Below are 26,459 nucleotides of genomic sequence, written 5' to 3'. Positions count from 1 at the left end.
AATGTGATTGACTAGTACGAGTTCGATACGGATACTCTAGGTCGCCCGCTGCACAAATCAGCGGGTACTCCGCTGATTCCGACTTCCCTACATCTAAAAGAACAGAACTCGAATGAAAAAATCTCTCATCGCGCTCGCCATCCTGAGCAACTTCGCACACGCCGACGAAGGCATGTGGATGCCCCAACAGCTGCCACAAGTAGCCAAGGAACTGAAAGCAGCCGGACTGAAACTCGATCCGACCACCCTGACCAAACTGACCGAGTTCCCGATGGGCGCCATCGTCAGCCTGGGCGGTTGCTCGGCCTCGTTCGTCTCGCCGCAAGGCCTGGTTGCCACCAACCACCATTGCGTCTACAACAGCGTGGCGGTCAATTCGACCAAGGAGCGCGATTTGCTGGCCAACGGTTTCCTGGCCAAGACTTTCGCTGAAGAATTGCCGGCCGCCCCAGGCAGCCGCATCTTCGTCACCTCGGCCGTAACCAATGTCAGCGACAAGATCATCACCGCCGACGTAGCCAAGCTGCAAGGCAAGGCACGCATCGACGCGATCGAGAAAAACCAGAAGAAACTGGTCGCCGAATGCGAAAAAGAAGCCGGCTTCCGCTGCACCGTGTCGAGCTACTACGGCGGCCTGGAGTTCTACCTGATCAAGCAATTGGAAATCCGCGACGTGCGCCTGGTACACGCGCCACCAGCGGGCGTAGGTAAATTCGGCGGCGACACCGACAACTGGATGTGGCCACGCCACACAGGCGACTACGGTTTCTACCGCGCCTACGTCAGCCGCGACGGCAAAGCTGCCGACTTCAGCAAGGACAACGTACCTTACCAGCCAAAACACGTGCTGAAACTGGCCAAGGATGGCTTGAAAGAAGGCGATTTCGTGATGGCGCTGGGCTACCCTGGCCGCACCAACCGTCACCGTTTGCCCTCGGAAGTGGCGTTCACGTTTGACTGGAACTACCCGGCCTTCGTGAAAGCGTCGGGCGAAACCCTGGCCATCATCGCGCGTGAAACCAAGGACAACAAGGATGTTGCCCTGAAATACGCGGGTCAAGTTGCCGGCGTGAACAATTACTACAAGAACCGCCAAGGCATGCTCGATTCCTACGCCGGCAGCGACTTCCTGGCACGCAAGACGACGCAACACGAAGCCCTGAAAACCTGGGTCAACGCCAATCCTGCACGCAAGGCGGAATTTGCCGGCGATATCGAGCAAGTGGAAAAGCTGATCGCCGAACGCGATGCCGACACCAAACGCGACTTCTTCCTGAGCTACGCACAGCCACGTCTGCTGAACACGGCACGCAGCCTGTACCGCCTGTCCAACGAAAGCACCAAGGCCGATACGGAACGCAAGTCCGGCTACCAGACGCGCGATTTGCCACGCATGGAAGCGGGCATCACCGCGGTCGAGCGCACCTACGATGAAAAAGTCGACAAAGCGCTGGTACTGAACAGCCTGACCAAGTACGCCGCGCAACCGGCAGCACAACGCCGCGCCAGCTTCGACGCCGCCATCGGCATCAAGGATGGCATGTCGCCAGCCGACTTGTCCGCCGCCCTGGACAAGCTGTATGCGGGCAGTAAGCTGGGCGACAAGGAAGAGCGCGCAGCATGGCTGAAACGCACGCCAGCTGAATTCCAGGCTAGCAAGGACAGCTTCATCCAGGCAGCCGTTGCCATGTACCCTGATTCGCTGAAAAACGAAGCGGAAGACGAAGAACTGGCAGGCAAGATCCAGCAAGCCTACGCCAACTACATGAAAGCCAAGATCGCCTTCATGAAGAGCAAGGGGCAAGCCGTGTATCCTGACGCCAACAGCACCCTGCGCGTGACGTTCGGCAAAGTGGCCGGCCGTGACCACGGCGCCGACGGCACCACCTGGACCGCGTTCACTACCGTCAATGGCGTCGTTGCCAAAGCCACGGGCCAGGGCGAGTTCAATGCACCAGCAAATCAGCTGGCCGCGATCAAAGCCAAGGACTTCGGTAAATTCGTCGATCCGAAGCTGAAAACCGTGCCGGTCGACTACCTGGCCACTTTGGACATCACCGGCGGCAACTCCGGTTCGGCTGCCCTGAACGCCAAAGGCGAATTCATCGGCCTGGCCTTCGACGGCACGCTGGACTCGATCATTTCCGATTGGGATTACAACAAGGCCAACACCCGTTCGATCCAGGTCGACCTGCGCTACATGCTGTGGAACATGAAACACATCGACCACGCAGACAAGCTGCTGAAAGAAATGGGCGCTGAATAACAAGAAGCAATGACCCGGCAACGGGCGCTTTAAGCTGAGCCACTCCTGCGGGAGTGGCTTTTTTTCGCCTAACGTTTTACTTTGGTAAAACGGTATGGCACGGCTTGCTCCGCGCCAAACACCTGCGCCCGACTGCGTCCCAGCGGCAGCATCACGCGCCGGCCATCCTGCAGCAGCAAGGCCAGGTCGGCGCCGGGAAAGCGCTGCGCCAGCAGCTGATAGGCTGGCCGCTCGATGCGGGCGGCGGGAATCACGATACGGTAGTCGCTATCGCCAAAGTCCAGCAGCAGCGCGGGAGCCTCAGGCCCCGGCAGCGCCGTGATGCGCAAGCGCGTGCTTCCCTTGACGAGCTCGAAGACTGACCACGGGGGCAAGGCACGCCGCGTGGGGCCGATCTGCAGTTGCGGCGCCTGGCGCGCATCGGCCGACGTCAGCAAGACGTCAGGCCGTTCTTCCGGCACTGCGCCATCGACGGCCAGCAGCCAGCCCCGGTAACGTATCAGCGCGCCCTGCGCGTTGGCCGTGACGGAGCCGCCCTGCGTCACGGGTTCCTTGCTCACCGGCAAGCGCAACGGCGCCGCCTGTGCCGCCAGGCAAGCCCACCACATCAGCGCCGCCATCGCTGCCATCACTGCCTTGCCCATGCCGCCTCCCCTCGCGCGCGAAACGTATTCATAACACAAGTACTGCAACAAGCCCTGCGGCGCCTCAAGGCAGAAGCGCCGGTGCTACAATTGGCCCCTAGCGGGCGTACTTACCCAGCGCGCCTTCCCCCTCCCAGACTCAGACCGCTATGCCACCAGACTTGCGCACGACCTACGAACTCGGTAACCAGAACCAGACCACGACCTGGCTGGAATGCATCACTTTCTACAAGGATCTCGCCGCACGCTACCCGCAGGTGCTGCATTTCGAACAGATCGGCCTGTCCGACTCGGGCGTGCCCATCCACGCTGGCGTCGTCAGCACGGACGGCGTGTTTGACCGCGAACAGATCAAGCGCGCAGGCCGCACTGTGTTCTTCAACAACAACGGCATCCACCCGGGCGAACCGGAAGGCATCGATGCCTGCATGGCCATCGTGCGCGACCTCTGCACGCAGCCCGAGCGTCTGGCGGCGCTGGGCAGCACCGTGCTGCTTTTCATTCCGATCTACAACGTTGACGGCAGCCTGAACCGCGCCAATACCTCGCGCGTGAACCAGGATGGGCCGGAGCAATTCGGTTTCCGCGGCAACAGCCGCCACTTGGACCTGAACCGCGATTTCATCAAGTGCGACAGCCTGAACGCGCAAGTGTTCAACCGCTTGCTGGCCAGCTGGGACCCGGACGTCATGGTCGACACGCATACGTCGAACGGCGCCGATTACCCGTACACGATGACCCTGATCCACACACAGACAGATAAGCTGGGCAATGGACTGGGCCCCTTCCTGCAAGACACCATGCTGCCGCACATCTTTGCGCGCATGGAACAAGCGGGCTGGCCGACCTGCCCATATGTGAATCCCGTCAAGGATAGTCCGGACCACGGCATCGCCGAATTCCTCGAAGTACCGCGTTTCTCGACAGGTTTTGCGGCCCTGCATCACGTCATCGGTTTCATGCCGGAAACGCACATGCTGAAACCGTTTGCCGACCGCTACGCTTCCATGCGCGCCCTGCTCGACATCACCATGGCGTTTACCGTGCAGCATGGCGAGCAGATCAAACAACTGCGCGCACAAGCCAAGGCTGCCGGACGCACGCAAGCCGAGTGGCCGATCCACTGGAGCATGAACGAAGAACAGCCGTCGACCTTCCCCTTCAAGGGCTATGCGGCACAATACACGCCGAGTCTCCTGGGCGACTACCAGCGCCTGTCGTATGACCGCTCGCAGCCGTGGGAACGCGATATCCCCTACTACAACCGCTTCGATGCGGACGTCACCGTCGCCGCGCCGAAAGCCTATGTCGTGCCGCAAGCCTGGCGCGAAGTGATCGAGCGGCTGCGCTGGAACGGTGTCGAAATGAGCCGCATCACCGCAGAACAGACCTTAACGGCGCGCTACTACCACATCACCAACGTCGGCACGCGCGCCACCGCCTACGAAGGCCACATGTTCCACGAGACAGTGGACGTGGAAGCGCGCACGGGCCAGTTCAGCGTGCAGGCGGGCGATTATGTCATCAGCCTGGAGCAAGACAACGCGCGCTACGCCGTGGAAACCCTGGAACCGCAGGCACACGACAGCTTCTTCCGCTGGGGCTTCTTCAACAGCGTGCTGGAAAAGAAGGAAGCGTTTTCCGATTACGTGTTCGAAGACATGGCCTCCGAGCTGCTGCGCGATGAGCCGGCGCTGGCGGCCAAGTTTGCCGAGTGGAAAGCAGCGAACCCAGCCTTGCTGAGCAATCAGGAAGCCGTGCTCGACTTCATCTTCGCCAACTGCCAGCGCTTTGCCGAACCGGAATGGCGGCGTTACCCGGTCATTGCCCTGATGTAACTCGGGGCTGTAGCGAATGCAACATCCTGGCGCCGCATCGGAAACCCCGCTGCGGCGCCTCTTTCTGTGCCCTACCCACAAGGTAATCCCATGCACTACGCACTGAACCTGCGCACCTTTATTTACAGCCATTATTTTTACCTGGGCTTGCGCGTGGCCATCGGCCTGGTCGGCCTGGCCTTGCTGGTCCAGGAAATCAGCGACAGCGCCACCGCCATGACGGTGTGCATCGGCGCCCTGTGCACGACCCTGATGGATATGCCCAGCCCGCTGCGTCACAAGTTCAACGAGATGCTGGCCTCGGTGCTGCTGTGCAGCGCCGTCACTTTACTCATCAGCCTGTGCGGACCGGTGCAGTGGCTTTTGATGACGGTGCTCGTGCTGGTGAGTTTCCTCGCCAGCATGATGGTGGTATACGGCAAGAAATCCATGCCCTTGCAACTGGCCGCCCTGTTCATCATGACTATGTCGATGGAGCACCAGATGACGTGGCAGCAATCGTTCCACCACGCGGGCCTGTTCATGCTCGGCGGCTTGATTTATCTGGCCTACGCCATGGCCATCGCCTGGGTTTTGCGCCACCGCATTAAACAGCAAGTGCTGGCCGAAGCGCTGTTCGAACTGGCGACCTACATCGACATCAAGGCCGATTTCTACGACACGCGTTTTAATTTGACGGAACAGTTCAACAAGCTGGTGCGCCATCAAAGCATTTTGGCCGACCGTCAGCAGGCGTCGCGCGACTTGATCTTGCGCAGCCACAAGAACAGCAAGGATGCCATCGTCGTGCAAGTGCATGTGTGCATGCTGGATTTATATGAACTGATCCTTTCCACGCACACCGATTACGCGCTGCTGCGCCAGCACCTGGCCGACTCCGACGTCTTGAAATCCTTGCACGACCTCGCCTACAAGGCGGCGCGCGACATCGAATCCGTCGCTTACGCCGTCACGCGCAAGCGCGCCTCGTATGCGCAGATCAGCTATGACAAGGAATGGTTTGATATCGAAGCAGAAATTGCCCGCCTGCAAGCGAAAGGAGACAACACGCAAGAAGCGCTGGCCACCTTGCGCGCGCAGCGCAACAAGATCCGTGCCATTCTGAAGATGATAGTCGAACTGCATTTGGCCACGCAAACAGTCTATGCCGACGTGCCTTTCTGGAGCGGCGCGGACATGGCACCCTTCCTGTCGCAGCAAAAGTACGAATTCAAGACCCTGCTGTCCAACCTGCGCCTGGACTCGCCCATATTCCGCTTCGCCCTGCGCGTCTCGATGGCCATCTCGGTGGGCTTGCTAATTGGCCAGTGGCTGCCGTACGCGGCGCACAGCTACTGGATCGTGCTCACCATCGTCATCATCCTGCGCCCCACGTTCAGCATGACGCGCCAGCGCCGCGCCGACCGCATCATCGGCACCATCATCGGCTGCGTCATCACGGCCATCGTGATCCGCTTCGTCCACAGCAATATCGTGCTGATGGCCATTTTGTTCCTGTCCATCGTGGCCACGCCCACCTTCATCTATCTGCGCTACCGCTACACGGCCATTGCTGTCAGCCTGATGATCTTGCTGCAAATGCACCTGGTGGCGCCCAGCAACCCGAACCTGGTCAGTGAGCGCCTGATCGATACCCTGATCGGCGCGGCGGTGGCCACCGTGTTCAGCTTCGTGCTGGCCAACTGGGAATACCAGAGCCTGCCACGGCTGGTGCGCCAGGTACTGAATGTAAACTTGAGCTATATGCAGGCCAGTTTCGCGCTGCTGCAGGGGAAATGTTTCGATGACTTCGCCTACCGCATCGAGCGCAAGCGCCTGATGGATAGCCTGGCCGCGCTCAGCTCGGCACTGGTGCGCATGCTCGACGAACCGGCCAGCAAGCAGCGGGCCGTGGAAGACATCAACCTGTTCATCGTGCAAAACTACTTATTGGTAGCCCACGTGGCGGCACTGCGCTCGATCCTGGGGCGCCATGCCAGCCAGCTGCCAGTCGCACCCGTCAACGCCTTGCTCAGCCACAGCCATACGCAAGTGTGTTTGACCCTGTCGCGCGCGCTGGAGCAGCTCGACAACATGGCCAGCATCAGTGCCCCGCTGGCCGCCCCTGCTGCTTCACCCGTCAGCGAAGTGGTCTGGTCGGGCTGGCCGCTGGTCAAAAGGCGCATTCGCCTGTTGCAGGCCGATGCCGACAAGATCGTGGTGCATAGCGCGGCGATCGTGCATATCGTGGCGCCCAGATAATATTTTTCGGCCGCCCAGGCGTAAGTGGTGTCATCAGGAGGTCATCTGAGCTCTTTATGCTGCGATGGTTTTTCCACTTACAGCCAAGGTAATCATGCACGCATCTCCCCTGACCCGGCGCCTGCCACTGGCGCTGGCCATCAGCGCCACCCTCGCCCTTGCCGCTTGCGGCGGTTCCGATCACCGGGAAGCGGCGCTCGTCATTCCAGCAGCGCCAGCCGACCAGGGCGCGCCTGATACGGCGCCGCCATCGGCCACGGCCATCCCCTTTGTCGACAATATCGCCAGCAACCAGCGCGGCGACGCCCGCTATGCCACGGCCGCCACGAATGCTGGCGTGCGCGTGCTGATCGGCATGCTTGACATCTGGAAACCGTTGACGCAAATCGTCGATGCCGGCGTTTCCGCGCCGGCCGTGGACGGTTTCCCCGCCGTCGTACCCTCCACCTGGACGGGCGTGCCCAACGATGGCACGCCTGGAGGCACCATCCTCAATGCCAGCGTGCAGAACGCGAACATCAATTTCGTCATCAAAGCCACCACCAGCCGCACGCCGGCGCAGGAACTGGCCGCCTACCTGGACGACCGCCGCGGCAAGGGCTACAGCATCACCGATGGCATGGGTCCGCTGACAGACGCCTGGCGCAGCGCGGCACGCCAGACCACCAGCATCACCGACATCGCGCCGGACGCGACAAGCAAGCTCTACAACGACAGCGGCAGCAACACGGGCGTGGCGGGCAGCACCAATGCCGAATTCGGCACTGTGGTTGGCCTCGTCAATGCCATGGGCAACAATGGTTCCACGGAACCGGCCAAGCGCTTCTACAAATATGCGCGGCCATTTCGCTGGAGCAGCAATGTGGTGCTGATTCCCGCCCTGGTGCCGGCCAAGAGCGCCACGCCGGCCACCGATGGCGGCTTTACCAGCGGCCATTCGGCCGAAGCCGTACGCGGCGCGCTGGGCATGGCCTATGCCTTGCCCGAGCGCTACCAGGAAATGGTGGCGCGGGGCCTGGAACTGGGTGAAAACCGCATCATCGCCGGCATGCATTCGCCGCTCGACGTGATCAGCGGCCGCGTTCAGGCGCAAGCCATCGTCGCCGCCAACCTGCTCGACCCTGCCACGGCCGCCACCAAGGCTGCCGCCGTGACGCAGGCGCACACGACCCTGATGGCCAGGACGGGCACCACGGCCGACACCTTTTATGACTACGCCCATTCGGGCACCATCGCCAACGACCGTTTTTCGGACTACGCCAGCACCAAGGCCGCCTATATCCGTCGCCTGACCTTCGGCTTCGCGCAGACGGGCGCCGCCAATGCCCAGGCCGTCGTGCCGAAGGGTGCGGAAGTGCTGTTGGAAACGCGTTTGCCGTATCTGTCCGACGCGCAGCGCCGCGTGGTGCTGAAAACCACGGCCTTGCCATCGGGCTACCCGGTGATGGACGATGCTGAAGGCTGGGGCCGCCTAAATCTGTTTGCCGCTGCCGATGGCTATGCCGTGTTCACCGGCAATGTAGTGGTGGCCATGGACGCGGCCAAGGGTGGCTTTTATGCCGTCGACCGCTGGCGCAACGACATCAGTGGCACTGGCAAACTGAACAAGCAAGGCTCGGGCACCCTGAAACTGGGCGGTAACAATAGCTGGAGCGGTGGAACGCACGTGGAAGCGGGACGCCTTGAAGCCAACTCCGCCACCGCCTTCGGCAAGGGCGATGTGTATGTCAGCGGCGGAACCGTAGTCAGCAACGCCCAGTCGGGTCTGGCACTGGCCGGCCGGTACACGCAGCTGGCAACAGGCAAGCTGGAGCTGAAACTGGGTAACGGCCAGGGTGGCCGATTGAGCGTGACGGGCCAGATGACGGTCGCGGGCGGTAGCCTGAACGTGACGTTCCAGAATGGCTACAAGCCGGCCGCAGGCGACACCTTGAGCGTCATCAATGCTGCCAGCTTGAAAGGCAAGTTCGACACGATCAGCGTCGACGGCTTTAAAGTGACGCCAACCTACACGGCAACGGGTTTGCAATTGCGTCTAGACACTTGATCCGCATCCGCCAGCATGCAAAAAGCCGCCTTCGTGAACTGAAACCAAGTAGCTTAACGGTTCAGTTCATTCGTGCGGCTTTCTTTATCCTTACTTCAAGTACCGTTCGAACCAGCCGACGATGCGCTGCTGCAAGTCGCGCTGGTGCTCGGGCTTGCGGAAGGAATGGCCTTCGCCGTCGTAGATGAACAGGCTGGACGGCACGCCCATGGCGCGCAAGCCGTGCCAGAATTCCAGCGACTGGGCGGCCGGCGTTTCCACGTCGCGCTCACCCACATAGATCAGGGTCGGCGTCTTGGCTGCCTTGATCGATTCGATAGGCGAAGCCTTGCGGTAGACGGCTGGATTGTCATACGCGGAAGCGCCAAAGAACGGGATCATCCACTGATTGATGCCGTTCTGGCCGTAATAACTGATCCAGTTAGACACGCCCGCCCCCGCCACGGCCGCCTTGAAGCGGTCGCTGTGCGTGACGCCCCACATGGTCATGAAGCCGCCATACGAATGGCCGATCAGTCCCAGGCGCTGGCCGTCGACGGGAGCCACTTTTTCCACCGCATCGATGCCGGCCAGGATGTCGCGCCAGTCGCCGCCGCCAAAGTCTGCCATGTTGGCACGTGTAAATGCCTGGCCCTGGCCAAAGCTGCCGCGCGGGTTGGGCAGGAAGACGAAATAACCTTTTTGCGTCAATTCCTCGATCACGGTGCTCGCAGCCACATAACGGGGTGAGGCGGCGGCACCCGGGCCGCCATGCACGTTGACGATCATCGGGTAGCGCTTGCCGGCCTCCACCTTCAACGGTCCCAGCAGCCAGCCTTGCACCTTGTATTGCTCGTTGTTCCAGCCCACGTTTTGCACCGTCAGCTGCGGCGCAAAGCCGTCATTGTCGCGCGTGATCTTTTTCAGCTGGCCCACCGGTCCCGCCACCAGGTAGCTGGCGTGCGTAAAATTTTCCTGCGTGGCAGCGGCTTGCCGGCCATCGGCGCTGAACGACAGACGGCCATCGCTGCCGCTACTGCTGAGTTCACCAAGCATCACCGGTTGAGCCGGACCGGTTTGCGCATCGACGGGCACCAGCGCCAGTTGCGAATCGATCAGTGCGGTCGCCAGCAAGCCGGTGCCGCGCCAGACGACGCCATTGAAGGTGCCGCGATAGTCTTGTGTGAGATTGCGCGGCGTGCCGCCGGCCAGGGGGACCGTGTACAGGTCGCCGCCGATGGAGCCGAAGTCGCTCATCAGGCCGCCGATGAACACCACCGTCTTGCCATCCGGCGAGACGGAAGGCAGGTTCAGCTGCATGGTTGGCGCGGCGATCACGCGCAGGGCGCCCGTGGCCGCCTCAATATGGCTGAGCTTGGCAACCCACCAGTTGCTGTCGCCATTGCCCTGCGCGCTGGTGGCGACAAAGCCACGACCATCGGGGGTCCAGCTGTATTCATACACATAGGTGTCGTTTGGTGACAGCAGACGCGCTTCTCCGCCGCTGGCAGGCACGACGGCAATGCGCTGGGCATCGTCTTCGCTACCCACTTCGCCCACCTGGCGCACACCTGCTTCCACGGCGCCGGCCAGCTTGCGCGCCCCCACCGTGGCGAGCAGGGCCAGCTGCTTGCCGTCCGGCGACCAGCGCGCCGTGCTGGCCACGCCTTTGATACTGGTCAACACGCGCGCTTGCGCCTGTGCCATCGTGGCCAAGTACAGATGCGCCATGCCCGCCTTGGCGTCATAGCCGACAAAGGCCAGCTGCCGGCCATCGGGCGACCAGCTGGGCTTGTCATAGGAGCACACGGCGCAAGGATCGAATTGCTGCACGATGGTGCCATTGGCGGCGTCGCGCACGACGATGGCTGCATGCGGAGACTGCGGCTGTTCGCCCGCCTTGCTCGATTCGATGGCGGCAATGCGCTGGCCATTGCCCGACAGGGCGACGGCGCGGTAATCGCGCAGCACCAGGTCACTGGCAGGAGCGGCCTGCGCGGTGCTACCCAGAAGGCTGCTTGCCAGCAAGCCGCAGGCGGCCAAATCAGTTATTTTCATCATGTAAATTCCAGTTAAGAATAAAAAAAACCGCCGGCAAGCGCGGCGGTTTCGGATCGAACAGACTGCATTAGCGGGCCTTCTTGCCCAGGTGCGAATGCCGCATGCTGTACAGGAAGTAAATAGCTATCGTCACCGCCATCCACACGCTGAACACGACAAACGTCGTATGCGGCAAATCGCGCATGATGTACAGGCAAGCCAATATGCTCAGGCCCGGAATCACATACGGCCCGAAGGGCACGCTGAAGCCTTCGATGCGGTTGGCGCCCTGCTTGTGCCGCAGCACGGGCACGGCAACCGAGACCACCATGAAGGCTGTCAGGGTACCGATGCTGACCATGTCCCACAAGTAAGTCGCATCGACGGAGCCAGCCACCACGGCTACCACCAGGCAGACGATGATGGTATTTCTGACCGGCACCAGGGTGCGCGGGTGGATCTTCTGGAACGACTTCGGGATCAAGCCGTCGCGGCTGACGGCAAACAGGATGCGCGTCTGGCCGTAGATCGTCACCAGGGTCACGCTGAAGACGGAAATGACGGCGCCGGCCGACAGCACCAGCGCGGGCCAGGTCTTGCCTGTGACGTTTTGCAGAATCACCGCCAGACCCGCTTCCTGGCCTTCGAACAATTTCGCCTGTTGCGCGCCGAGGGCGGCCACGGCCACCAACAAATAAAACACGGTCACGATCAGCAGGGCGCCGAGGATGCCGCGCGGCACATTGCGCGTGGGATTTTTCACTTCATCGCCCGCCGTCGCCACCGTATCGAGACCGATGAAGGAGAAGAACACAGTGCCGGCGGCGGCCGTCACGCCCGTCATGCCGGCAAAGCCCTTGCTGTTGTCGCTATTAAAGAAGGGAAAGAAATTGTCGGCGTTAAAACCGGAAAACGCGATGACGATGAAAAACACCAGGATCGCCAGCTTGATGATGACCATGATGGCATTCATCAGGGCCGATTCCTTGGCGCCGCGCAGCAGCAAAAAGCCGCACATGCAGATCAAAAAGATCGGCGGCAAGTTGATGTGGCCGGCATGAAACTCCATGCCATGCGGGCCGGAGACGATCATCGGCGTGCGCAGCATCTCGGGAATATGCCAGCCGAAGGCATTTTCCAGGAAGTTATTCAGGTAGGACGACCAGCCGATGGCCACGGCACTGCCCGCCAAGCCGTATTCAAGCAGCAAACAGGCGGCCATGATGAAGGCAAGAAACTCGCCCACGGTGGCGTAAGCAAACGAATACGAGGAGCCGGAGGCGGGAATGCGGAACGACAATTCCGCATAGCACAAGGCCGTCAAGCCGGCGGTGATGGCGGCGATCAGGAAAGACAGGACGACCGATGGGCCCGCCTTGGGCACAGCTTCGACCATGGTAAAGAAAATGCCCGTGCCGATGGTGGCCCCGACGCCGATCATGGTAAGGGAAAACAGGCCGATGGACCGGCTCAAGCCACTGCTGCTGAGGCCTTCACCATATTCGACCGTGGTATCGATCGGCTTGGTGCGGCAAAGTTTCTGGACCAGGGTTTGGCTCACTAGCATTCCTTTATGAGGCATGCACTTGAACACCTGCCAAAACCTACTGCGCGTCGCGATTCGCGGCCTGCGATGCTCACTGTGCATTCGCACAGCTGCGCTTCTTAGCCACAACTCATCCCGCTCGCTACGGTTTTGTCAGGTGTTGTTAGGAACATGACGGGTAAAAACAAATAGCGCTCCGGCCCTACCTGGAAAAAACCGGAAAGATCGCGTCCATTTTCAAAACTAAGCGATTATAGGGCTTTCATCGGCTCAGCTAAACAGAACTTTGATGCAAGGAAACAACGCCAGGCTTGCGCCGGCAAACCCGCCAGCGTGTTGGCGCAGAAGAAATTGCTTTTATGAACAAAAAAAGCGCGCCGCTGCAGGGGCAGGGGCGCGCTTCTGGCTCAGCTCAACTACGCTGGTTTACTTCTTGACGTGTGGTGCATCGGCCGCCGGCCAGCCTGCTTCATAGCCTTGCGGCACGTCATCGCGCCGCTCTTTCGGCGCCAGGCCCAGCACGTAGTACAGCACCGTCAGCAGGATCAGCCAGGCTGGTCCCACCATCAGGGCGATGCGCGTATCGGGGAAATACGCCATCAGGCCGATCACCAGCGCCAGGAAAGCCAGCGAAATCCAGGAACCGTACGGCGCGAACGGCATGCGGAAGGCCAGGTTCTTGATTTCCTGCGGGCTCAAGGTCTTGCGGAACTGGATCTGCGTGATCAGGATCACGCCCCAGGTCCAGACGGCGCCGAAGGTGGAAATCGAGGTGACCCAGATAAACACTTTTTCCGGCACCAGGTAGTTCAGCAACACGCCCAGCAGCAGCGCAAAGACGGACACCAGGATGGCGCGGCGCGGCACGCCGCTGGCCGTGGTTTCCGCAAATGCCTTCGGTGCCTGGCCTTGCAGCGCCAGGTTGTACAGCATGCGGCCTGTGCTGAAGATGCCGCCATTGCACGACGACAGAGCAGCGGTCAGCACGACAAAGTTGATGATGCCGGCGGCCGTCTTGATGCCCAGGCGTTCAAACGTCATCACGAAGGGGCTGCCGGTGGTGCCGATTTCATTCCATGGGTAGATCGACAGGATGACGAACAGCGCGCCGACATAGAAAATCAGGATGCGCCAGAACACCGAATTGATGGCGTCAGGAATCGATTTCTTCGGGTTTTCCGCTTCGCCAGCCGTCAGGCCGATCATTTCCACGCCCAGGTAGGCAAACATCACCATCTGCAAGGACATCAGCACGCCCTGCGCGCCATTCGGGAAGAAGCCGCCATGCGTCCACAGGTTCGAGATGCCGATGGCCACGCCACCGTTGCCGAGACCGAAGATGATCATGCCCGTGCCGCCGACGATCATCAGGATGATGGTGACGACCTTGATCAGGGCGAACCAGAATTCGAACTCGCCGTAGGCTTTCACGGCCAGCAGGTTGATCGCGCCCATGGAACCGAGGGCCGCCAGGGCCCAGATCCAGCGCGGCACGTCGGGGAACCAGATGCCCATGTAGATGGCGACGGCGGTAATTTCAGCCACACACGTGACCAGCCACAGGAACCAGTAGTTCCAGCCCGTCAGATAGCCTTGCAGGGGGCCCAGGTAATCCTGGGCATAGCGGCTGAAGGAGCCGGCCACCGGATTGTGCACGGCCATTTCGCCCAGCGCGCGCATGATCATGAAGATGACCGCGCCACCGATAATATACGACAGCATGATGCCGGGACCGGCCATCTTGATGGCGTTGCCGGAACCCAAAAACAGGCCCACGCCTATCGCGGCGCCCAGCGCCATCAGGCGGATCTGCCGCTCGCCCAGGCCGCGGTGCAAGCCTTGTTCACTCGTTTTCATTACATGTCTCCGTTTTTTTCTTGAATACACCGATCCCTCCACCCCAATGGCGGTTCCGCTCTTGCTGGACAGGAGGAAAGGGCGCGCCGGCGGCAAGCGCCGGCATGCTCACATGATCAGGCCAGTTCGGCGATCAGTTCGATCTCGACGCAAGCACCGAGCGGGATTTGCGCCACGCCGAAGGCGGAGCGGGCATGTTTGCCGCTGTCGCCAAAGACTTCGACGAACAGTTCCGAGGCGCCATTGGTCACTAGGTGCTGTTCCGTGAATGCGGAGGTGGAATTGACCAGACTCATGACCTTGACGATGCGTTTGACCTTGTTCAAGTCGCCGCCGCACGCGTCTTGCAAGGTGGCGATCAGTTCGATGGCGATGCCGCGCGCTGCGATCTTGCCTTCTTCCGTGGTGACGTCCTTGCCCAGTTGACCGACCCAGACCTTGCCATCCTTCTTGGCCAGGTGGCCGGACAGGAAAACGGTGTTACCCGTGCGGGCATGCATCACGTAAGCGGCAGCTGGCGCAGCAACGACCGGCAATTCGATGTCGAGGGCCTTGAGTTTTTCGTAAAACGACATGCTATTTCTCCAAGAAAAAAATATAAACGAAACCGAAATTCATCAGCAGCAGAAAAAGAATGATGGCGGGATGACGGCGCCCTGGCAGCGCGGTAGTGACCGACAACAGCGCCAGATTAAACGTCATCATATTGGTGAACCAGCAGTTTTAGTTCACAAATAGGCCCGGTTATTCAGTGGATTATACCGACAATCAAACAAAATTCAGCATCGGTTCATGAAGCATGCTCTACAGGCATCGAGCGTGACTATTTTCACTTGATTGTCTTTTGTGCATTGTCAAGCCCGCTGGGTCAAGGTTCAGGCCATCCAGAAATGCGCGGTCGTGCGATACCACAAGTAACGCCCCCTGATATTGCAGCAGCATCTGCTCCAGCGCCTGCAGGCTGGCCAGGTCCAGATGATTGTCGGGTTCGTCAAGCAGCAGCAGTTGCGGCGGCGCCTGCGCATACAATTCGGCCGCCAGCGCCACCTTCATGCGCTCGCCGCCGCTGAGCAAACTGCTGGGCATGGTGGCGCGCGCACCGGCAATGCCCAGCAGCGCCAGCCGCGTGCGCAGCTCGCCTTCCGGCAGGATGCTGTTGCGTTCCTGCAAGCGTTGCACGGCGCTCCACTCGCCGTCTTGCAGTCCCGCATGCTGGTCCAGCCAGGCCACCTGCGCATGGCAGCGCAGCTCGCCGCTGGCTGGCGCCAGCTGCCCCGCGATCACGCGCAGCAAGGTCGACTTGCCGCTGCCATTGTCACCCGTCACGGCCAGCCGACGCGGCCCGCTGAGCAGCAAGTTGATGGCATGCGCCTGGCCATGCGGCAAGACCAGCCCGCGCAGCTCCAGCAACAATTTGCCATTCGGCACCAGGCTCTCGGGCGCCAGCAACAGCCGTTCTACCTCGGGCGCGCAGCGGGCGCTGGCATCCATCACCCTTTGCTGGCGCGCCTGCTGCGCCTCTTGCGCGCGCAGGCGCAGCTTGCCCTGGCTATCCTGGCTTTTCTCCTTTTTCGCGTCCAGCAAAAGCTTGCTTTGATTGCCTTCGCGGCCTTCGCGCTCACCGCGTCCGACACGGCGCTTTTGGCGCTCGGCCTGCTGCTGCGCTTCGCGCTGTTCGCGTCTGGCACCGGCCTTTTCCGCTTGCAGGGCCGCCGCAAAACCGGCCTGCTCCAGCGCGCGCTGCTGCGCATACATCGGATAATTGCCGCCATAGCTGCGCAAGCCCTGGGGCGACAACTCGACGATTGCATCGACGTGCTCCAGCAGAGCGCGGTCATGGCTGATCAACAGCAAACCACCGGGCCAGCGCGCCATCTGCGCCACCAGGCGGGCGCGCTGCTGCGCATCGAGATGGTTGCTCGGCTCATCGAGCACCAGCCAGTCCGCCTGCGACAGCCAGGCGCCCTGCAGGGCGATGCGCTGGCGTTCGCCACCGCTGAGGCTAGCCGAGCCGGTACCGGCATCGACATGGCGCAGATCGAGCGCATCTAGCGCCTGGCGCAGGCGGGCGTGGGCATCCCAGCGTTCGCCCACCAAGGCGTAGTCGGCCTCGTCGATGCTGCCGGCGGCGATGCGCGCCAGTGCCGCCAGCAAGTCCTGCATGCCGGCAAGCGCCGCCACATTAGGATAGTGCTGCGGATCGAGTTCCTGCGCCACGTAATGCACGCTGCCGTCGCAGCGCACGGCGCCAGAAGACGGCTGCGCCTGGCCCGCCAGCAGGCGCGCCAGCACGCTCTTGCCCACGCCGTTATCGCCGACGAGGCCGATACGTTGCGGGGCAAAGGCAAATTGCAAATCGGAAAACAGGGCGCGGCCATCGGGCAGCACAAAGGAAAGACGGTCGAGTTGTAGTAATGCGGGCATGAATACTCCTTGTACGTGCAGACAGGGCTTGCGAACCCGCACGGCGCAAGGCGCTGTGGCGGGATGGGCGAGGCCGTGCACAGCACGGCAGTATCAATGGCGCATGTCGAAGCGTCCTGGAGAAATGGGGAAGAAGCGTTAGTGTAGCAGACGAGATCCTTTAGCGCTGGCCCAGGGTCGTATCGCCGAACAGGTTCTTGTATTCGCGCGGCTGCGAGCGCCAGTACTGCGGCGGCGCCTGCACTTGCGCGCCCAGCTGGGCCGCCGCATGCCAGGGCCAGCGCGGGTCGAACAGAATGGCGCGCGCCAGTGCCACCATGTCGGACTGGCCGTTGGCGATGATGTCTTCCGCCTGCTGCGCCTCCGTGATCAAGCCTACGCTAATGGTGGGCAAGCCGCTGTCGCGCTTGATGCGTTCGGCAAACGCCACCTGGTAGCCGGGGCCCACGGGGATTTGCTGCTGCGGCGATATCCCACCGCTGGAGACGTGGATGAAGTCGGCGCCCCTTTGCTTGAGTTCCTGCGCGAAGCGCACGCTTTGCTCGATTTCCCAGCCGCCATCGACCCAATCGGTGGCGGAAAGGCGCACGCCCACGGCCACCGTGGCGGGCACGGCGTCATAGACTTCCAGCGGAAAACGCATGCGGTTGTCCAGGCTGCCGCCATACGCATCGGTGCGCTTATTGGACAGGGGCGACAGAAATTGGTGCAGCAGATAACCGTGCGCCGCATGCAATTCGATGCCCTCGATACCCAGCGCATGCACGCGCTGCGCGGCGGCCACAAAGGCGCCTTTGATTTGCAGCAAACCCATCTCGTCCAGGGCGATCGGCACCGTTTCGCCGGGTGCGTGAGCGATGGCTGATGGCGCCACCGTTTGCCAGCCACCGTCGGCCAGGTGCACGCAGGCACCGCCCTGCCAAGGCGCGCGGCTCGATGCCTTGCGTCCCGCATGACCCAGCTGCACCACCAGCGCAATCGCCGCGTGGCGGCGGATCGCCTGCACCACGTTTGCCAGCGCAGCTTGATTCGCGTCCGACCACAGGCCCAGGTCTTCGGCCGAGATGCGTCCCTCGGGCGAGACGGCCGTCGCTTCCGTCATCAGCAAGCCCGCGCCGGACAGGGCCAGGTGGCCCAGGTGGATCATGTGCCAGTCGGTGGCGTTGCCGTTGTCGGCCGAGTACTGGCACATGGGCGCGATGGCGATGCGGTTGGCCACCTGCAGCGGCCCCAGTGCATACGGCGTGAATAGCTGGCTCATGGCGGACTCCGGAAAAGGGGAAGCACCGATTCTACTGTGCTTTGGACAGCGCGGCTTACACCTGCTTACGTTTGATACAGCGCAAGGGCTAGCCTTGCGCAGGCGCGGCCGTTAATCTGGTCACATTAGTGGACACATTAGTGGACACATCAGTGAACACATCAGCTGGACACATCAACAACAGCGCAACACATTGCCACCCAGGAGAACACATGAACACGACGACTACTGCCAACCGCATCCACCCTTTGATGGCCGGCGCCGCCATTTCCGTCACAGTCCTGTGCCTGGTGGGCGCGGCATCCATCGCCGGCATCCTGCCCAATTCGCGGGCGAATATTCCTGCCGTGCCTGCCGATGTAGCCGCCATGACGCCAGCGAACGCCGCAGCCCTGGCTGCTCCCGTGACTGCACCGATTGCCGCGCCTGTCGTCGCGCAAGCTGCCCCCGCTCCGGCACCGGCACCTGTCGTGCACAAGCGCGTTGTGCACCGCACGCAAGTGGCGCAGGCGCGTCCTGCTTACCATGACAACAATGATGGCTACCGCGAGACAGCCTACCGCGAACCCGTACGCCAGCCGCAGCCAGTGCCAGCGCCGGCTCCCGCCCAGCCCAACTACGTGGGCATCGGCACGGGCGCCGTCATCGGCGGCTTGATCGGCAACCAGGTAGGTGGCGGCCGCGGCAAGGCGCTGGCGACGGTGGCCGGCGTGATCGGCGGCGGCATGCTGGGCAATGCGGTACAGAACCAGGTGCAGCAGCCGCCACAACGTTAAACCAAGTCAGTCGTACGGTCCCAGATAATCGATTTTGCCCACGGCCACGCCATTGTTTTTGAGTATGGCGTGGACCATGGAGACGTGGAAATAGAAGTTCGGCAAAGCAAAGCTGAGCAGGTAATTGTCGCCCGAGAATGTCGTCCCCTCGTCGGTCCAGTTCAACACGACTTCCTTCTGCGCGCTGCCGGCCATCTGGCCCGCGTTGACGCTGTCGATGTAGCTGATGGTGTTGGCGATACGCTCTTGCAACTGCTCGAACGACGCTTCATTATCTTCAAACTTCGGCGCCGGCACGCCGCTCAGGCGCTCGACCGACATCTTCGACGTATCGCTGGCGCGCTGCACCTGCGCCGTCAAATCCAGCATGTCGGGCGCCAACTGCGCACCCAGTAAAATCTCGGGCACGATGCCATCCTCCTCCACATGCGCTTGCGCTTTTCCCAGCAGGGCCGAGACGACCCGCAAGCCGCGGACGAAGACGGGAATGGTTGCCTGATACATGGACACGGACATGGCGAACTCCTGATAGTGAACGATGAGCCAGTGTACCCGAGGCGCTGTTTTCCGGCAGCGCGCGCAATGCCACTCCTGTGCGCCAGCGCACCGAGCGGCCTACTTGCTTTTACTTGTCCAAATTCACCTTGCCATCCGGCGCGCGCTCCGGCTGTGCCGCGGGTTCTGCCTGCGCCAGTGGCTGCGGCGCCTGCTTATCCTTGCGCTTGCCGCCCAGGAACTTGACGATGGCCGCCCCGCCGCCCACCACGGCCAGGAGCAGCACTTTCTTGAAGGCCAGCAGCAGCGCCAGCAACTTGCCAAACAGCCCCAGCTTGCTGGCCACGCCGCCCGCCACCAGCGCCGCCAAGCCATATTCGGCCACCTTGTCCGTCTTGCTGTCGAAATCCGTGTAGCGGTTACCCTCGGTAAATTCCGTGAATGCCGTCACTTGCTGCATCTCTTTCTTGATCGTCTCGATCTGCTGCATGCTGGCAATCGCGTTCAGGTTCAGCACGCCTTCGCGGCCCAGCACGCGCACGTTGTAGTTCAGCGAGTGCTCGCCGCCATCGACCATCAGATCCTTGGCCCAGTACAGCTTGTGCGTATCCTTGGCATAGCTGGGTTTTTCCGCCCAGCCCATCAGCTGAATGCCGGGATAACCCTTCTTCTTGCGCTCCGCGTTATTGTCCAGCACGGATGCCTGCATATCCTTGAGCAATTCGTCGTACTTGATGCTGTCCGCATCGTCATCCTTGATATGCCCTTCCTTTTCATACGTGACGATGACACCCCAGCTATCGCGCTCCAGCACGCTGGCCTTGGCGGGCACGATCATGCCCAGCGACTCCATGCCCGGTGGGTTACCCCAGGCATCGACCAGCACGCGCTCGGCGTCCGCCGGTGACAAATAACGGAAGTTGGCGGGCAAATCCAGGGTGGCGATGCCGCCCGGCAAAGTGATCTTGCCGCGCTGCAGGTGCAACTGGGCGAGGAATTGCTCGGCCGTCATTTCCGGTGCGGATGCCTTCTCATCGGCAGGGGCGGCAGCCGTCAGGCCGGAGAGGGTCAGGCACAGCAGCGCTGTCAACAGGCGTTTCAACATGATGGGGCCAAGAAATTGCAAAAGGGCAAATATTTTAAACCAGCTGATTGCTTAATGGATAATTATTTCTGTGAGGCATTTTTCCATAAAAAAAGCGCCAATCGGGTTTCCCCGGCTGGCGCCTGATACTGCGTGATGGCTGGACGATCAGGAGGTACGCACGACCATCAGCCCCGCGCGCAAGCCCACGCGCACGTCCGGGTTCGGAAACACCACCAACTCTTCCGCGTGCTGCACCGTGTACACATGGTCGCCATCGCTGGCGATCACCGCGTGCTGCGGCAGGGACGTGAAATTTTGCGTGCTGCGGTCGAACGCCATGCGGAATTCATCGCTGTGCTTAATGATTTCCTGCGCCACCTTGAACACATGCGGCGGCGCCTTGACGGGCTGCGCAGGCAGGCCGCGCAGCAAGCCATCCAGCGCCCGCGACACGTCGTCGAACAGGGACAAATCGTTCTGCCCCAGGGTGCCCACGCGGCCCAATTCCACCGTACTGGCGGCCGCGTTGCAATGCTCGGCCGAGTAATAGCTGTACGTGCCGGCCGACTGCGGGTTCATGATGATGGCGCCGATGGCCGCCTGGCCCAACCAATCGATCAGCTGCGCCTTGGCGTCGTCGGCCACCAGGTCCGGCACGATGGCAAACGTGGGGTACACGGAAGGCCGGATGGCCGTGTGCAAATCCAGGTGCCAGCGCACAGGGCCCGCCGCTTCAAAGAACGCTTTTGTCGCGGCGATCATTTCATCGGCGCGTGCACTTTCCGCCGCGTGCGCCAGACTCCCCCGCACGGGGCGGAACATGCGATTCAGGTCGGCGTCGATAAAACGCTTGCCGGCCCGGATCGCATCGACATTGCCCACGCAAACGAGCAAATCGACGGCCAGCTTCGACGCATCGCGCGACAGGGCATCGAGCAGGTGCGCCAGTACTTCGATCGGCCCCGTTTCGTCGCCATGCACGCCCACCGAGACGGCCACGCTGGCGCGGCCCGCATCGGCCTGCGGCTTGACCACTTGCAGCATGCCCGGCGCCGGCAAGGCCACCGTGAAACCGGCGTTGGCAAACAGTGGCGCCACGCCGCTGAAATCGGCCTGCGCCAGCGCTTGCACGGCTGGCGGCAAGCCGCCAGCGCCCTGTCCAACTTGTGGTACTTCTTGCGTCATTACACCGCCGCTTCCGCTGTGGATTTCGCCGTGATTTTATTCACGGCTTCCGACAAGGTCCACACGTCCAGCATGGCTTGCTCCAGTTCCGTCGCCGCCACATAGGCCGACAGGCCCAGCGCGCCCGTCACCGCATCGACGGCCTGGCCCGCGTTGCCTTGCTCGGCACGCGCCAGCACCTGCGTCAGCAGACGCTGTTGCGTGCGGCGCAGCGCTTGCTGCGCGTAGTTGCGCAACTGTTCCTGCGACTTGCCTTGCGCAGCCAGCTTCAAGCCACGCTCCAGGGTGTCGATGCCCGCCTGGCTGCGCAGGGCCAGGCCCACTTGCAGGAAGGCGGCCAGATCCATCGAGGCAGGACGCGGCACGGACAGGGCCGGGAACAGGAAGCCGGCAACGACTTCCAGCGCGTCGACCGCATCCCATGCCTGCACGAAGGCAGGTTTCAGGCCAGGTACCAGCGCGGCCTCGGATTTAATGCCAACGGCTTGCAGCAGCTCGCGCTTCGATTCCGCGCCAAACAGGCGCGTGAGTTCGGCCAGACCGGCGCCGCGCAACTGCTCGGCCGGCACGGACAACACGCCGGTGATCATCGTTTGCTGCAGCACGCGCGTTTGCGCGTCGACCTTGATCGACACTTCGCGTGGAATCGTCAGCGCATCGGCATCGAGCGCGTCAAACACGGGCGCCAGGTTCAGTGCCACCCAGGCCTGGCCCCATGCAAGAATCACGGTCGACTCGTCCACGCCATGTTCTACCGCCAGGTTGCGGATCATCAGCGGGCCGCAGCGGTTGATCACTTCATTGGCCAGCACGGTGGCCAGGATGGCGTTGGCCAGCGGATGGTCGAGCGCCGAACGGGTTTCCACCAGCAAGGATGGGAAGTACGGTTTCAGCACCGGCTCAGCCCACGTTTCATCCGTCAACGGCAGCGCGGACAGGATGCGCTTGAAGCGGTTCTTCACGTTGGCGATCACCACCGCCAGTTCCGGCGTAGTCAAGCCACGGTTATCGAGCTTGCGGCGCGCCAGTTCGGCTACCGAAGGCAGTTGCTCCAGTTCGCGCGACAGCGCGCCCTCTTCTTCCAAACTGGCGATCAGGGCGGCATAGCCATCCTGCACGACACTCTCGCTTTGCGCCTGCAACTCGCGCACCAGCAAATGCGTCTGCTGCGTGTTGTCGCGCAAGACCAGGCGTTCGACGTCGTCCGTCATCGCATACAGCTCGCGATTGCGTTCGGCTTGCGTCAACTTGCCCGCATTGACTTCCACGTCCAGCCAGATTTTCACGTTCACTTCATGGTCCGAGCAATCCACGCCGGCCGAGTTGTCGATCGCATCGGTGAAGATGCGTCCGCCCGCCAGCGCGAACTCGATGCGGCCTGCCTGCGTGGCACCCAAATTCCCCCCTTCGGCCACCACTTTCACGCGCAGCTCATTGCCGCTGACGCGGATATGGTCATTCGCGCGGTCCTTCACTTGCGCATGCGTTTCCGTCGAGGCCTTGATGTAGGTACCGATACCGCCGTTGTAGAACAGGTCCACCGGGGATTTCAGGATGCGGTGCATCAGTTCTTCCGGTGCCAGCGAGGTCTCGGCAATATCGAGCGCGGCGCGGATTTGCGGCGACAAATCGATTGTGCGGGCGGAGCGCGGATACACGCCGCCGCCTGCCGAGATCAAGTCCTTGTTGTAGTCATCCCACGAAGAGCGCGGCAAGGCGAACAGGCGCGCGCGTTCTTCGAACGAGACGGCGACGTCCGGTGCAGGGTCGAGGAAGATGTGGCGGTGATCGAACGCGGCCACCAATTTCAGCTGGCGCGACAGCAATACGCCATTGCCGAACACGTCGCCCGACATGTCGCCCACGCCGACCATGCTGATCGGCGTGGTATTGAGGTCGTGGTCCATTTCATAAAAGTGACGCTTCACGGCTTCGAATGCGCCCTTGGCGGTGATGCCCAGTTTCTTGTGGTCGTAGCCGTTCGAGCCTCCCGAGGCAAATGCGTCGCCCAGCCAGAAGCCGCGCTGCACAGCGATGCCGTTGGCGATGTCGGAGAACGTGGCCGTGCCCTTATCGGCGGCCACCACCAGGTAAGGATCGGCATCGTCAAAACACACGGTGTCGACTGGCGGGACGATATTGCCCAGGGAACGGTTGTCTGTCACTTCCAGCAGGCTGGAAATGAACAGGCGATACACGGCTTCGCCTTCGGCCGCGATGGTTTCGCGCACGGCATCCTTCGGCATCATCTTGCAGACAAAACCGCCCTTCGCGCCGGCAGGCACGATGACGGCGTTTTTCACCATCTGGGCTTTGACCAGGCCCAGCACTTCGGTGCGGTAGTCTTCCATGCGGTCGGACCAGCGCAAGCCGCCACGGGCGACAGGGCCGCCGCGCAGGTGCACACCTTCGAAGCGGCGCGAGAAGACGAAAATCTCGCGGTAAGGACGCGGTTCCGGCACCAGCGCCAGGCTGCTGGTATCGAACTTGAAGATGATCTTGTCGCCGGCTTGATTGTTCTGGAAGTAGCTGGTGCGCAGGGTGGCGGCCATCAGGTCGGCCAGTGCGCCGAGGATTTCCTCGGTATCGGCATGGTTCACAGATGGCAGACCGGCCTTGATGGTGGCGATGCTTTCCAGGGCCGCCGCGTGCTGCGCGGCGGACAGCGAGGGATCGAAGCGCTGCAGGAAGGCGTCGACCAGGGCTTTCACATGGGCCGGCTGCTTGCGCAGGCTTTCGGCAATGTAGCGCACCGAGAAGCGGCTGCCCGTCTGGCGCCAGTAGCTGGTGTAGGCGCGCACCAGTTGCACTTCGCGCGTCGACAGACCGCCTTCGATGACCAGGCCATTCAGGCGACCATCTTCGGCCGTGTCGTTGAACAGCGCGGCAAACAATTCCTGCGCCACGGCGACGACGGCTGGCTGCGCCAATTTCGCCGCGCTGGCGGCATCGACTGTCAGGCTGGTGACAAAATAGCGCGTGCCGTCGAGTGGCGAAATCGAGAAGGCTTGCTCGCGGTCGATCGCCACGCCCGCGTTATGCAGCGCCGGCAAGATGGCCGACAGCGGCGGCACCTTGTTGGCCGAATACAGGCGGATAGTGGTGACTGCACCTGTCTCGATGCGCACGGCTACGTGCGATGGATCGGTGTTGCGCAGGATGGTGTCGAGGTCGCGGAAGGCGACGGCCGGCGCGGTGGCGGCCACGTAGTCGAGCGGCAGTGTGGCGCAGAGCTTACGCAGGCTGGTGCGCAGGGCTACGTCTGGCACGGCATCGGCCACGGCGGCAAAGCCGTTATGCCAGCCATCGAGCACGCTCAGAAGCGGCTGTTCGATATCCGTTTCCAGGTCCAGCGGGTAACGGGCGGCGTGGGCGATCAGGTAGACGCGCGCCAGGGGACCGTCGGCCACCAGGGTTTGCGTGCTCACATGGGTGGCGCCGGAACTGGCTTGCAGGGCCTTTGCCAGGCTCGATGCCACGCTGGCGCTGTAGCGCTCACGCGGCAGGTACACCAGCACGTTCAGGTGGCGCGCATACACGTCGCGGCGCGCGAAGACCTTGGTGCGCGGCTGCTTGTACAGCGAGACGACGGCACCGCATACTTGCGCCAGCCAATCGAGGTCCGCTTCCAGCGCTTCGGTGCGCGGCAGGGATTCGAGGATTTCACGGAATTTCTCGGCGCGGAAGCCTTGCTGGCGCACGCCGGCCAGGCTCAATACCTTGGCCACGCGGCCGCGCGCAAACGGCAGCGCTGCCAGCGGGGTGGAATTGCCGGCACGGGTAAACAAGCCGACGAAGCAATGCTCGCCCAGGATCGCGCCTTGCGCATCCCTGCCGCGCACGCCGATGAAGTCCAGTTGCTGGTCGCGGTGCAGGGTGCCTGCCACGTCAGCCTTGACGATAGACAGCGCCGATTCGCGCTTGGACAGAGTGTCGAAGTCGCCCGGGATATTCGCCAGGCAGGTGCCGTAGACGGGGTGCGCAGTATCCTGCAGCACGCCGACGCGGCTCGGGATGTCGCGTTCGAGCTCGCGCACGCCCGGCTTGACGCGGTAGTAGGCATAGCCGAACACTTCAAAGCCACCGTTACGGGCCCATTCCAGGAAGGCGGCCACTTCCGCGCCTTCTTCGCCATGCTGCGATGCCGCCGTGGCGACGGTGGCCAGGCGCTCGCTCATGGCGGCGCTGTCACGGCGCACGACAAAGGCGTCACGCGCCACCATGTCGATGGCAGCAACCAGCGCGGCCTGGGCTTCCGGCGCCAGCTCTTCATCGAGCAGCACAAGCACATACGATTCGAGCGGGTCGCCCGGCTGGCGCACCGCTTCAACGCTACCGTCAGCGGCGCGGCGCACCGGCAGCACGGTGTTCATCACGCCGCGCACGGCCAGATGCTGGCGGCGCATGGCCATGACGATGGAGTCGACCAGGTAAGGCATGTCTTCGTTCAGGATCAGCAAGGCGCTAGCCATGCCGCCACGGCCATCCGCATAACGCAGGGTGGCGATCTGACAGCCGCTACCGGTCCGCTTGGCCGCTTGCGTGAAACCGTCGATCAGCACGGGCGCCAGGCTGTCGGGCGCGATATCGGCCAGGTCTTCGGCATCGAGCGAGTCCAGCCATGCCTGCACCAGCTGCACGACAGGCGCTGCCGCCTTGTTCGCACTGCCGGCCGCGTTAATCAGCTCCAGCGTTTGTGTGCGCAAATCTTGTGGCGTGTGATTCATCTTGCATCTCCATTACGGTAATGTGAATGTCCAACGCTGTCGTTCG

At 62.1% G+C, this 26,459-nt stretch carries 17 protein-coding genes; 6 read left to right on the top strand and 11 right to left on the bottom strand.

Translation table 11 applies throughout. The annotated features are described in order from the left end of the window. Window positions 1-112: 112 nt before the first annotated feature. Window positions 113-2,266, top strand: coding sequence for a S46 family peptidase (locus ACQ4W7_RS25695; RefSeq protein WP_426074066.1), 2,154 nt, complete (start codon window positions 113-115; stop codon window positions 2,264-2,266). A 68-nt stretch (window positions 2,267-2,334) separates the two neighbouring features. On the opposite strand, the gene ACQ4W7_RS25690 is transcribed toward ACQ4W7_RS25695, so the two are convergent. Continuing rightward, on the bottom strand, window positions 2,335-2,910 hold the full coding sequence (locus ACQ4W7_RS25690) for a hypothetical protein (RefSeq protein ID WP_426074065.1): 576 nt from the start codon (window positions 2,908-2,910) through the stop codon (window positions 2,335-2,337). A 149-nt stretch (window positions 2,911-3,059) separates the two neighbouring features. On the opposite strand from ACQ4W7_RS25690, the gene ACQ4W7_RS25685 reads away from it, so the two are divergent. From ACQ4W7_RS25685 to ACQ4W7_RS25675, 3 genes are all read left to right on the top strand, one after another. After that, window positions 3,060-4,748, top strand: a complete 1,689-nt coding sequence (locus tag ACQ4W7_RS25685; RefSeq protein WP_436534274.1) for a M14 family zinc carboxypeptidase — start codon at window positions 3,060-3,062, stop codon at window positions 4,746-4,748. Between the two features lie 90 nt (window positions 4,749-4,838). After that, window positions 4,839-6,989 carry an FUSC family protein gene (locus ACQ4W7_RS25680; RefSeq protein ID WP_436534272.1) on the top strand — a complete coding sequence of 717 codons (2,151 nt, stop codon included), beginning with the start codon at window positions 4,839-4,841 and terminating at the stop codon, window positions 6,987-6,989. Between the two features lie 94 nt (window positions 6,990-7,083). Continuing rightward, the gene (locus tag ACQ4W7_RS25675; protein ID WP_436534270.1) at window positions 7,084-9,036 is read left to right on the top strand and encodes an acid phosphatase; all 1,953 of its coding nucleotides are present in this window, start codon (window positions 7,084-7,086) and stop codon (window positions 9,034-9,036) included. Window positions 9,037-9,126: 90 nt separating this feature from the next. Here the strand turns inward: ACQ4W7_RS25675 and ACQ4W7_RS25670 are convergent, their stop codons facing one another. From ACQ4W7_RS25670 to ACQ4W7_RS25655, 4 genes are all read right to left on the bottom strand, one after another. Next, window positions 9,127-11,076: a S9 family peptidase gene (locus tag ACQ4W7_RS25670; protein WP_436534268.1), complete on the bottom strand. Its 1,950-nt coding sequence runs from the start codon at window positions 11,074-11,076 to the stop codon at window positions 9,127-9,129. Window positions 11,077-11,143: 67 nt separating this feature from the next. Then, window positions 11,144-12,616 (bottom strand): amino acid permease, encoded by a 1,473-nt coding sequence (locus tag ACQ4W7_RS25665; protein ID WP_426074060.1) that lies wholly within the window; start codon window positions 12,614-12,616, stop codon window positions 11,144-11,146. A 411-nt stretch (window positions 12,617-13,027) separates the two neighbouring features. Then, a complete protein-coding gene (locus ACQ4W7_RS25660; protein WP_426074059.1) occupies window positions 13,028-14,458 on the bottom strand; it encodes an amino acid permease in 1,431 nt (476 codons plus the stop codon). Window positions 14,459-14,574: 116 nt separating this feature from the next. Further along, entirely contained in the window at window positions 14,575-15,033 is a 459-nt protein-coding gene (locus tag ACQ4W7_RS25655; protein ID WP_436520856.1) for a RidA family protein, read from the bottom strand. Between ACQ4W7_RS25655 and ACQ4W7_RS25650 the strand changes: the two genes are divergently transcribed. After that, entirely contained in the window at window positions 15,032-15,196 is a 165-nt protein-coding gene (locus ACQ4W7_RS25650; protein WP_436534266.1) for a hypothetical protein, read from the top strand. The genes ACQ4W7_RS25655 and ACQ4W7_RS25650 overlap by 2 nt on opposite strands. 66 nt (window positions 15,197-15,262) lie before the next feature. Here the strand turns inward: ACQ4W7_RS25650 and ACQ4W7_RS25645 are convergent, their stop codons facing one another. Continuing rightward, window positions 15,263-16,882, bottom strand: a complete 1,620-nt coding sequence (locus ACQ4W7_RS25645) for an ATP-binding cassette domain-containing protein (protein ID WP_436534264.1) — start codon at window positions 16,880-16,882, stop codon at window positions 15,263-15,265. 160 nt (window positions 16,883-17,042) lie between these two features. Then, the gene (locus ACQ4W7_RS25640; protein WP_436534262.1) at window positions 17,043-18,143 is read right to left on the bottom strand and encodes an NADH:flavin oxidoreductase/NADH oxidase; all 1,101 of its coding nucleotides are present in this window, start codon (window positions 18,141-18,143) and stop codon (window positions 17,043-17,045) included. A gap of 212 nt (window positions 18,144-18,355) precedes the next feature. On the opposite strand from ACQ4W7_RS25640, the gene ACQ4W7_RS25635 reads away from it, so the two are divergent. Then, a complete protein-coding gene (locus ACQ4W7_RS25635; protein ID WP_436534260.1) occupies window positions 18,356-18,919 on the top strand; it encodes a glycine zipper 2TM domain-containing protein in 564 nt (187 codons plus the stop codon). 6 nt (window positions 18,920-18,925) lie between these two features. On the opposite strand, the gene ACQ4W7_RS25630 is transcribed toward ACQ4W7_RS25635, so the two are convergent. The 4 genes from ACQ4W7_RS25630 to ACQ4W7_RS25615 form a co-directional block, all read right to left on the bottom strand. Beyond that, entirely contained in the window at window positions 18,926-19,435 is a 510-nt protein-coding gene (locus ACQ4W7_RS25630) for a DUF1993 domain-containing protein (protein WP_436534258.1), read from the bottom strand. A gap of 109 nt (window positions 19,436-19,544) precedes the next feature. After that, complete coding sequence (locus ACQ4W7_RS25625; RefSeq protein WP_426074053.1) at window positions 19,545-20,519, bottom strand: DUF2167 domain-containing protein; 975 nt, start codon at window positions 20,517-20,519, stop codon at window positions 19,545-19,547. A 147-nt stretch (window positions 20,520-20,666) separates the two neighbouring features. Then, complete coding sequence (locus ACQ4W7_RS25620; protein WP_426074052.1) at window positions 20,667-21,686, bottom strand: succinylglutamate desuccinylase; 1,020 nt, start codon at window positions 21,684-21,686, stop codon at window positions 20,667-20,669. Continuing rightward, window positions 21,686-26,413, bottom strand: coding sequence for an NAD-glutamate dehydrogenase domain-containing protein (locus ACQ4W7_RS25615; protein WP_436534256.1), 4,728 nt, complete (start codon window positions 26,411-26,413; stop codon window positions 21,686-21,688). The genes ACQ4W7_RS25620 and ACQ4W7_RS25615 overlap by 1 nt, the downstream gene beginning before the upstream one ends. Window positions 26,414-26,459: the final 46 nt, after the last annotated feature.

Source organism: Janthinobacterium algoris (genome assembly GCF_051380935.1).
GTDB lineage: Bacteria > Pseudomonadota > Gammaproteobacteria > Burkholderiales > Burkholderiaceae_D > Janthinobacterium.
This window is presented reverse-complemented; position numbering and strand designations above follow the sequence as displayed.

What these genes read in the sequence shown, in the direction of transcription:
- ACQ4W7_RS25695 (WP_426074066.1), top strand. Translation starts at nt 113, where the DNA reads ATGAAAAAATCTCTCATCGCGCTCGCCATCCTGAGCAACTTCGCACAC.
- ACQ4W7_RS25690 (WP_426074065.1), bottom strand. Translation starts at nt 2,910, where the DNA reads ATGGGCAAGGCAGTGATGGCAGCGATGGCGGCGCTGATGTGGTGGGCT.
- ACQ4W7_RS25685 (WP_436534274.1), top strand. Translation starts at nt 3,060, where the DNA reads ATGCCACCAGACTTGCGCACGACCTACGAACTCGGTAACCAGAACCAG.
- ACQ4W7_RS25680 (WP_436534272.1), top strand. Translation starts at nt 4,839, where the DNA reads ATGCACTACGCACTGAACCTGCGCACCTTTATTTACAGCCATTATTTT.
- ACQ4W7_RS25675 (WP_436534270.1), top strand. Translation starts at nt 7,084, where the DNA reads ATGCACGCATCTCCCCTGACCCGGCGCCTGCCACTGGCGCTGGCCATC.
- ACQ4W7_RS25670 (WP_436534268.1), bottom strand. Translation starts at nt 11,076, where the DNA reads ATGATGAAAATAACTGATTTGGCCGCCTGCGGCTTGCTGGCAAGCAGC.
- ACQ4W7_RS25660 (WP_426074059.1), bottom strand. Translation starts at nt 14,458, where the DNA reads ATGAAAACGAGTGAACAAGGCTTGCACCGCGGCCTGGGCGAGCGGCAG.
- ACQ4W7_RS25650 (WP_436534266.1), top strand. Translation starts at nt 15,032, where the DNA reads ATGCTATTTCTCCAAGAAAAAAATATAAACGAAACCGAAATTCATCAG.
- ACQ4W7_RS25655 (WP_436520856.1), bottom strand. Translation starts at nt 15,033, where the DNA reads ATGTCGTTTTACGAAAAACTCAAGGCCCTCGACATCGAATTGCCGGTC.
- ACQ4W7_RS25645 (WP_436534264.1), bottom strand. Translation starts at nt 16,882, where the DNA reads ATGCCCGCATTACTACAACTCGACCGTCTTTCCTTTGTGCTGCCCGAT.
- ACQ4W7_RS25640 (WP_436534262.1), bottom strand. Translation starts at nt 18,143, where the DNA reads ATGAGCCAGCTATTCACGCCGTATGCACTGGGGCCGCTGCAGGTGGCC.
- ACQ4W7_RS25635 (WP_436534260.1), top strand. Translation starts at nt 18,356, where the DNA reads ATGAACACGACGACTACTGCCAACCGCATCCACCCTTTGATGGCCGGC.
- ACQ4W7_RS25630 (WP_436534258.1), bottom strand. Translation starts at nt 19,435, where the DNA reads ATGTCCGTGTCCATGTATCAGGCAACCATTCCCGTCTTCGTCCGCGGC.
- ACQ4W7_RS25625 (WP_426074053.1), bottom strand. Translation starts at nt 20,519, where the DNA reads ATGTTGAAACGCCTGTTGACAGCGCTGCTGTGCCTGACCCTCTCCGGC.
- ACQ4W7_RS25620 (WP_426074052.1), bottom strand. Translation starts at nt 21,686, where the DNA reads ATGACGCAAGAAGTACCACAAGTTGGACAGGGCGCTGGCGGCTTGCCG.
- ACQ4W7_RS25615 (WP_436534256.1), bottom strand. Translation starts at nt 26,413, where the DNA reads ATGAATCACACGCCACAAGATTTGCGCACACAAACGCTGGAGCTGATT.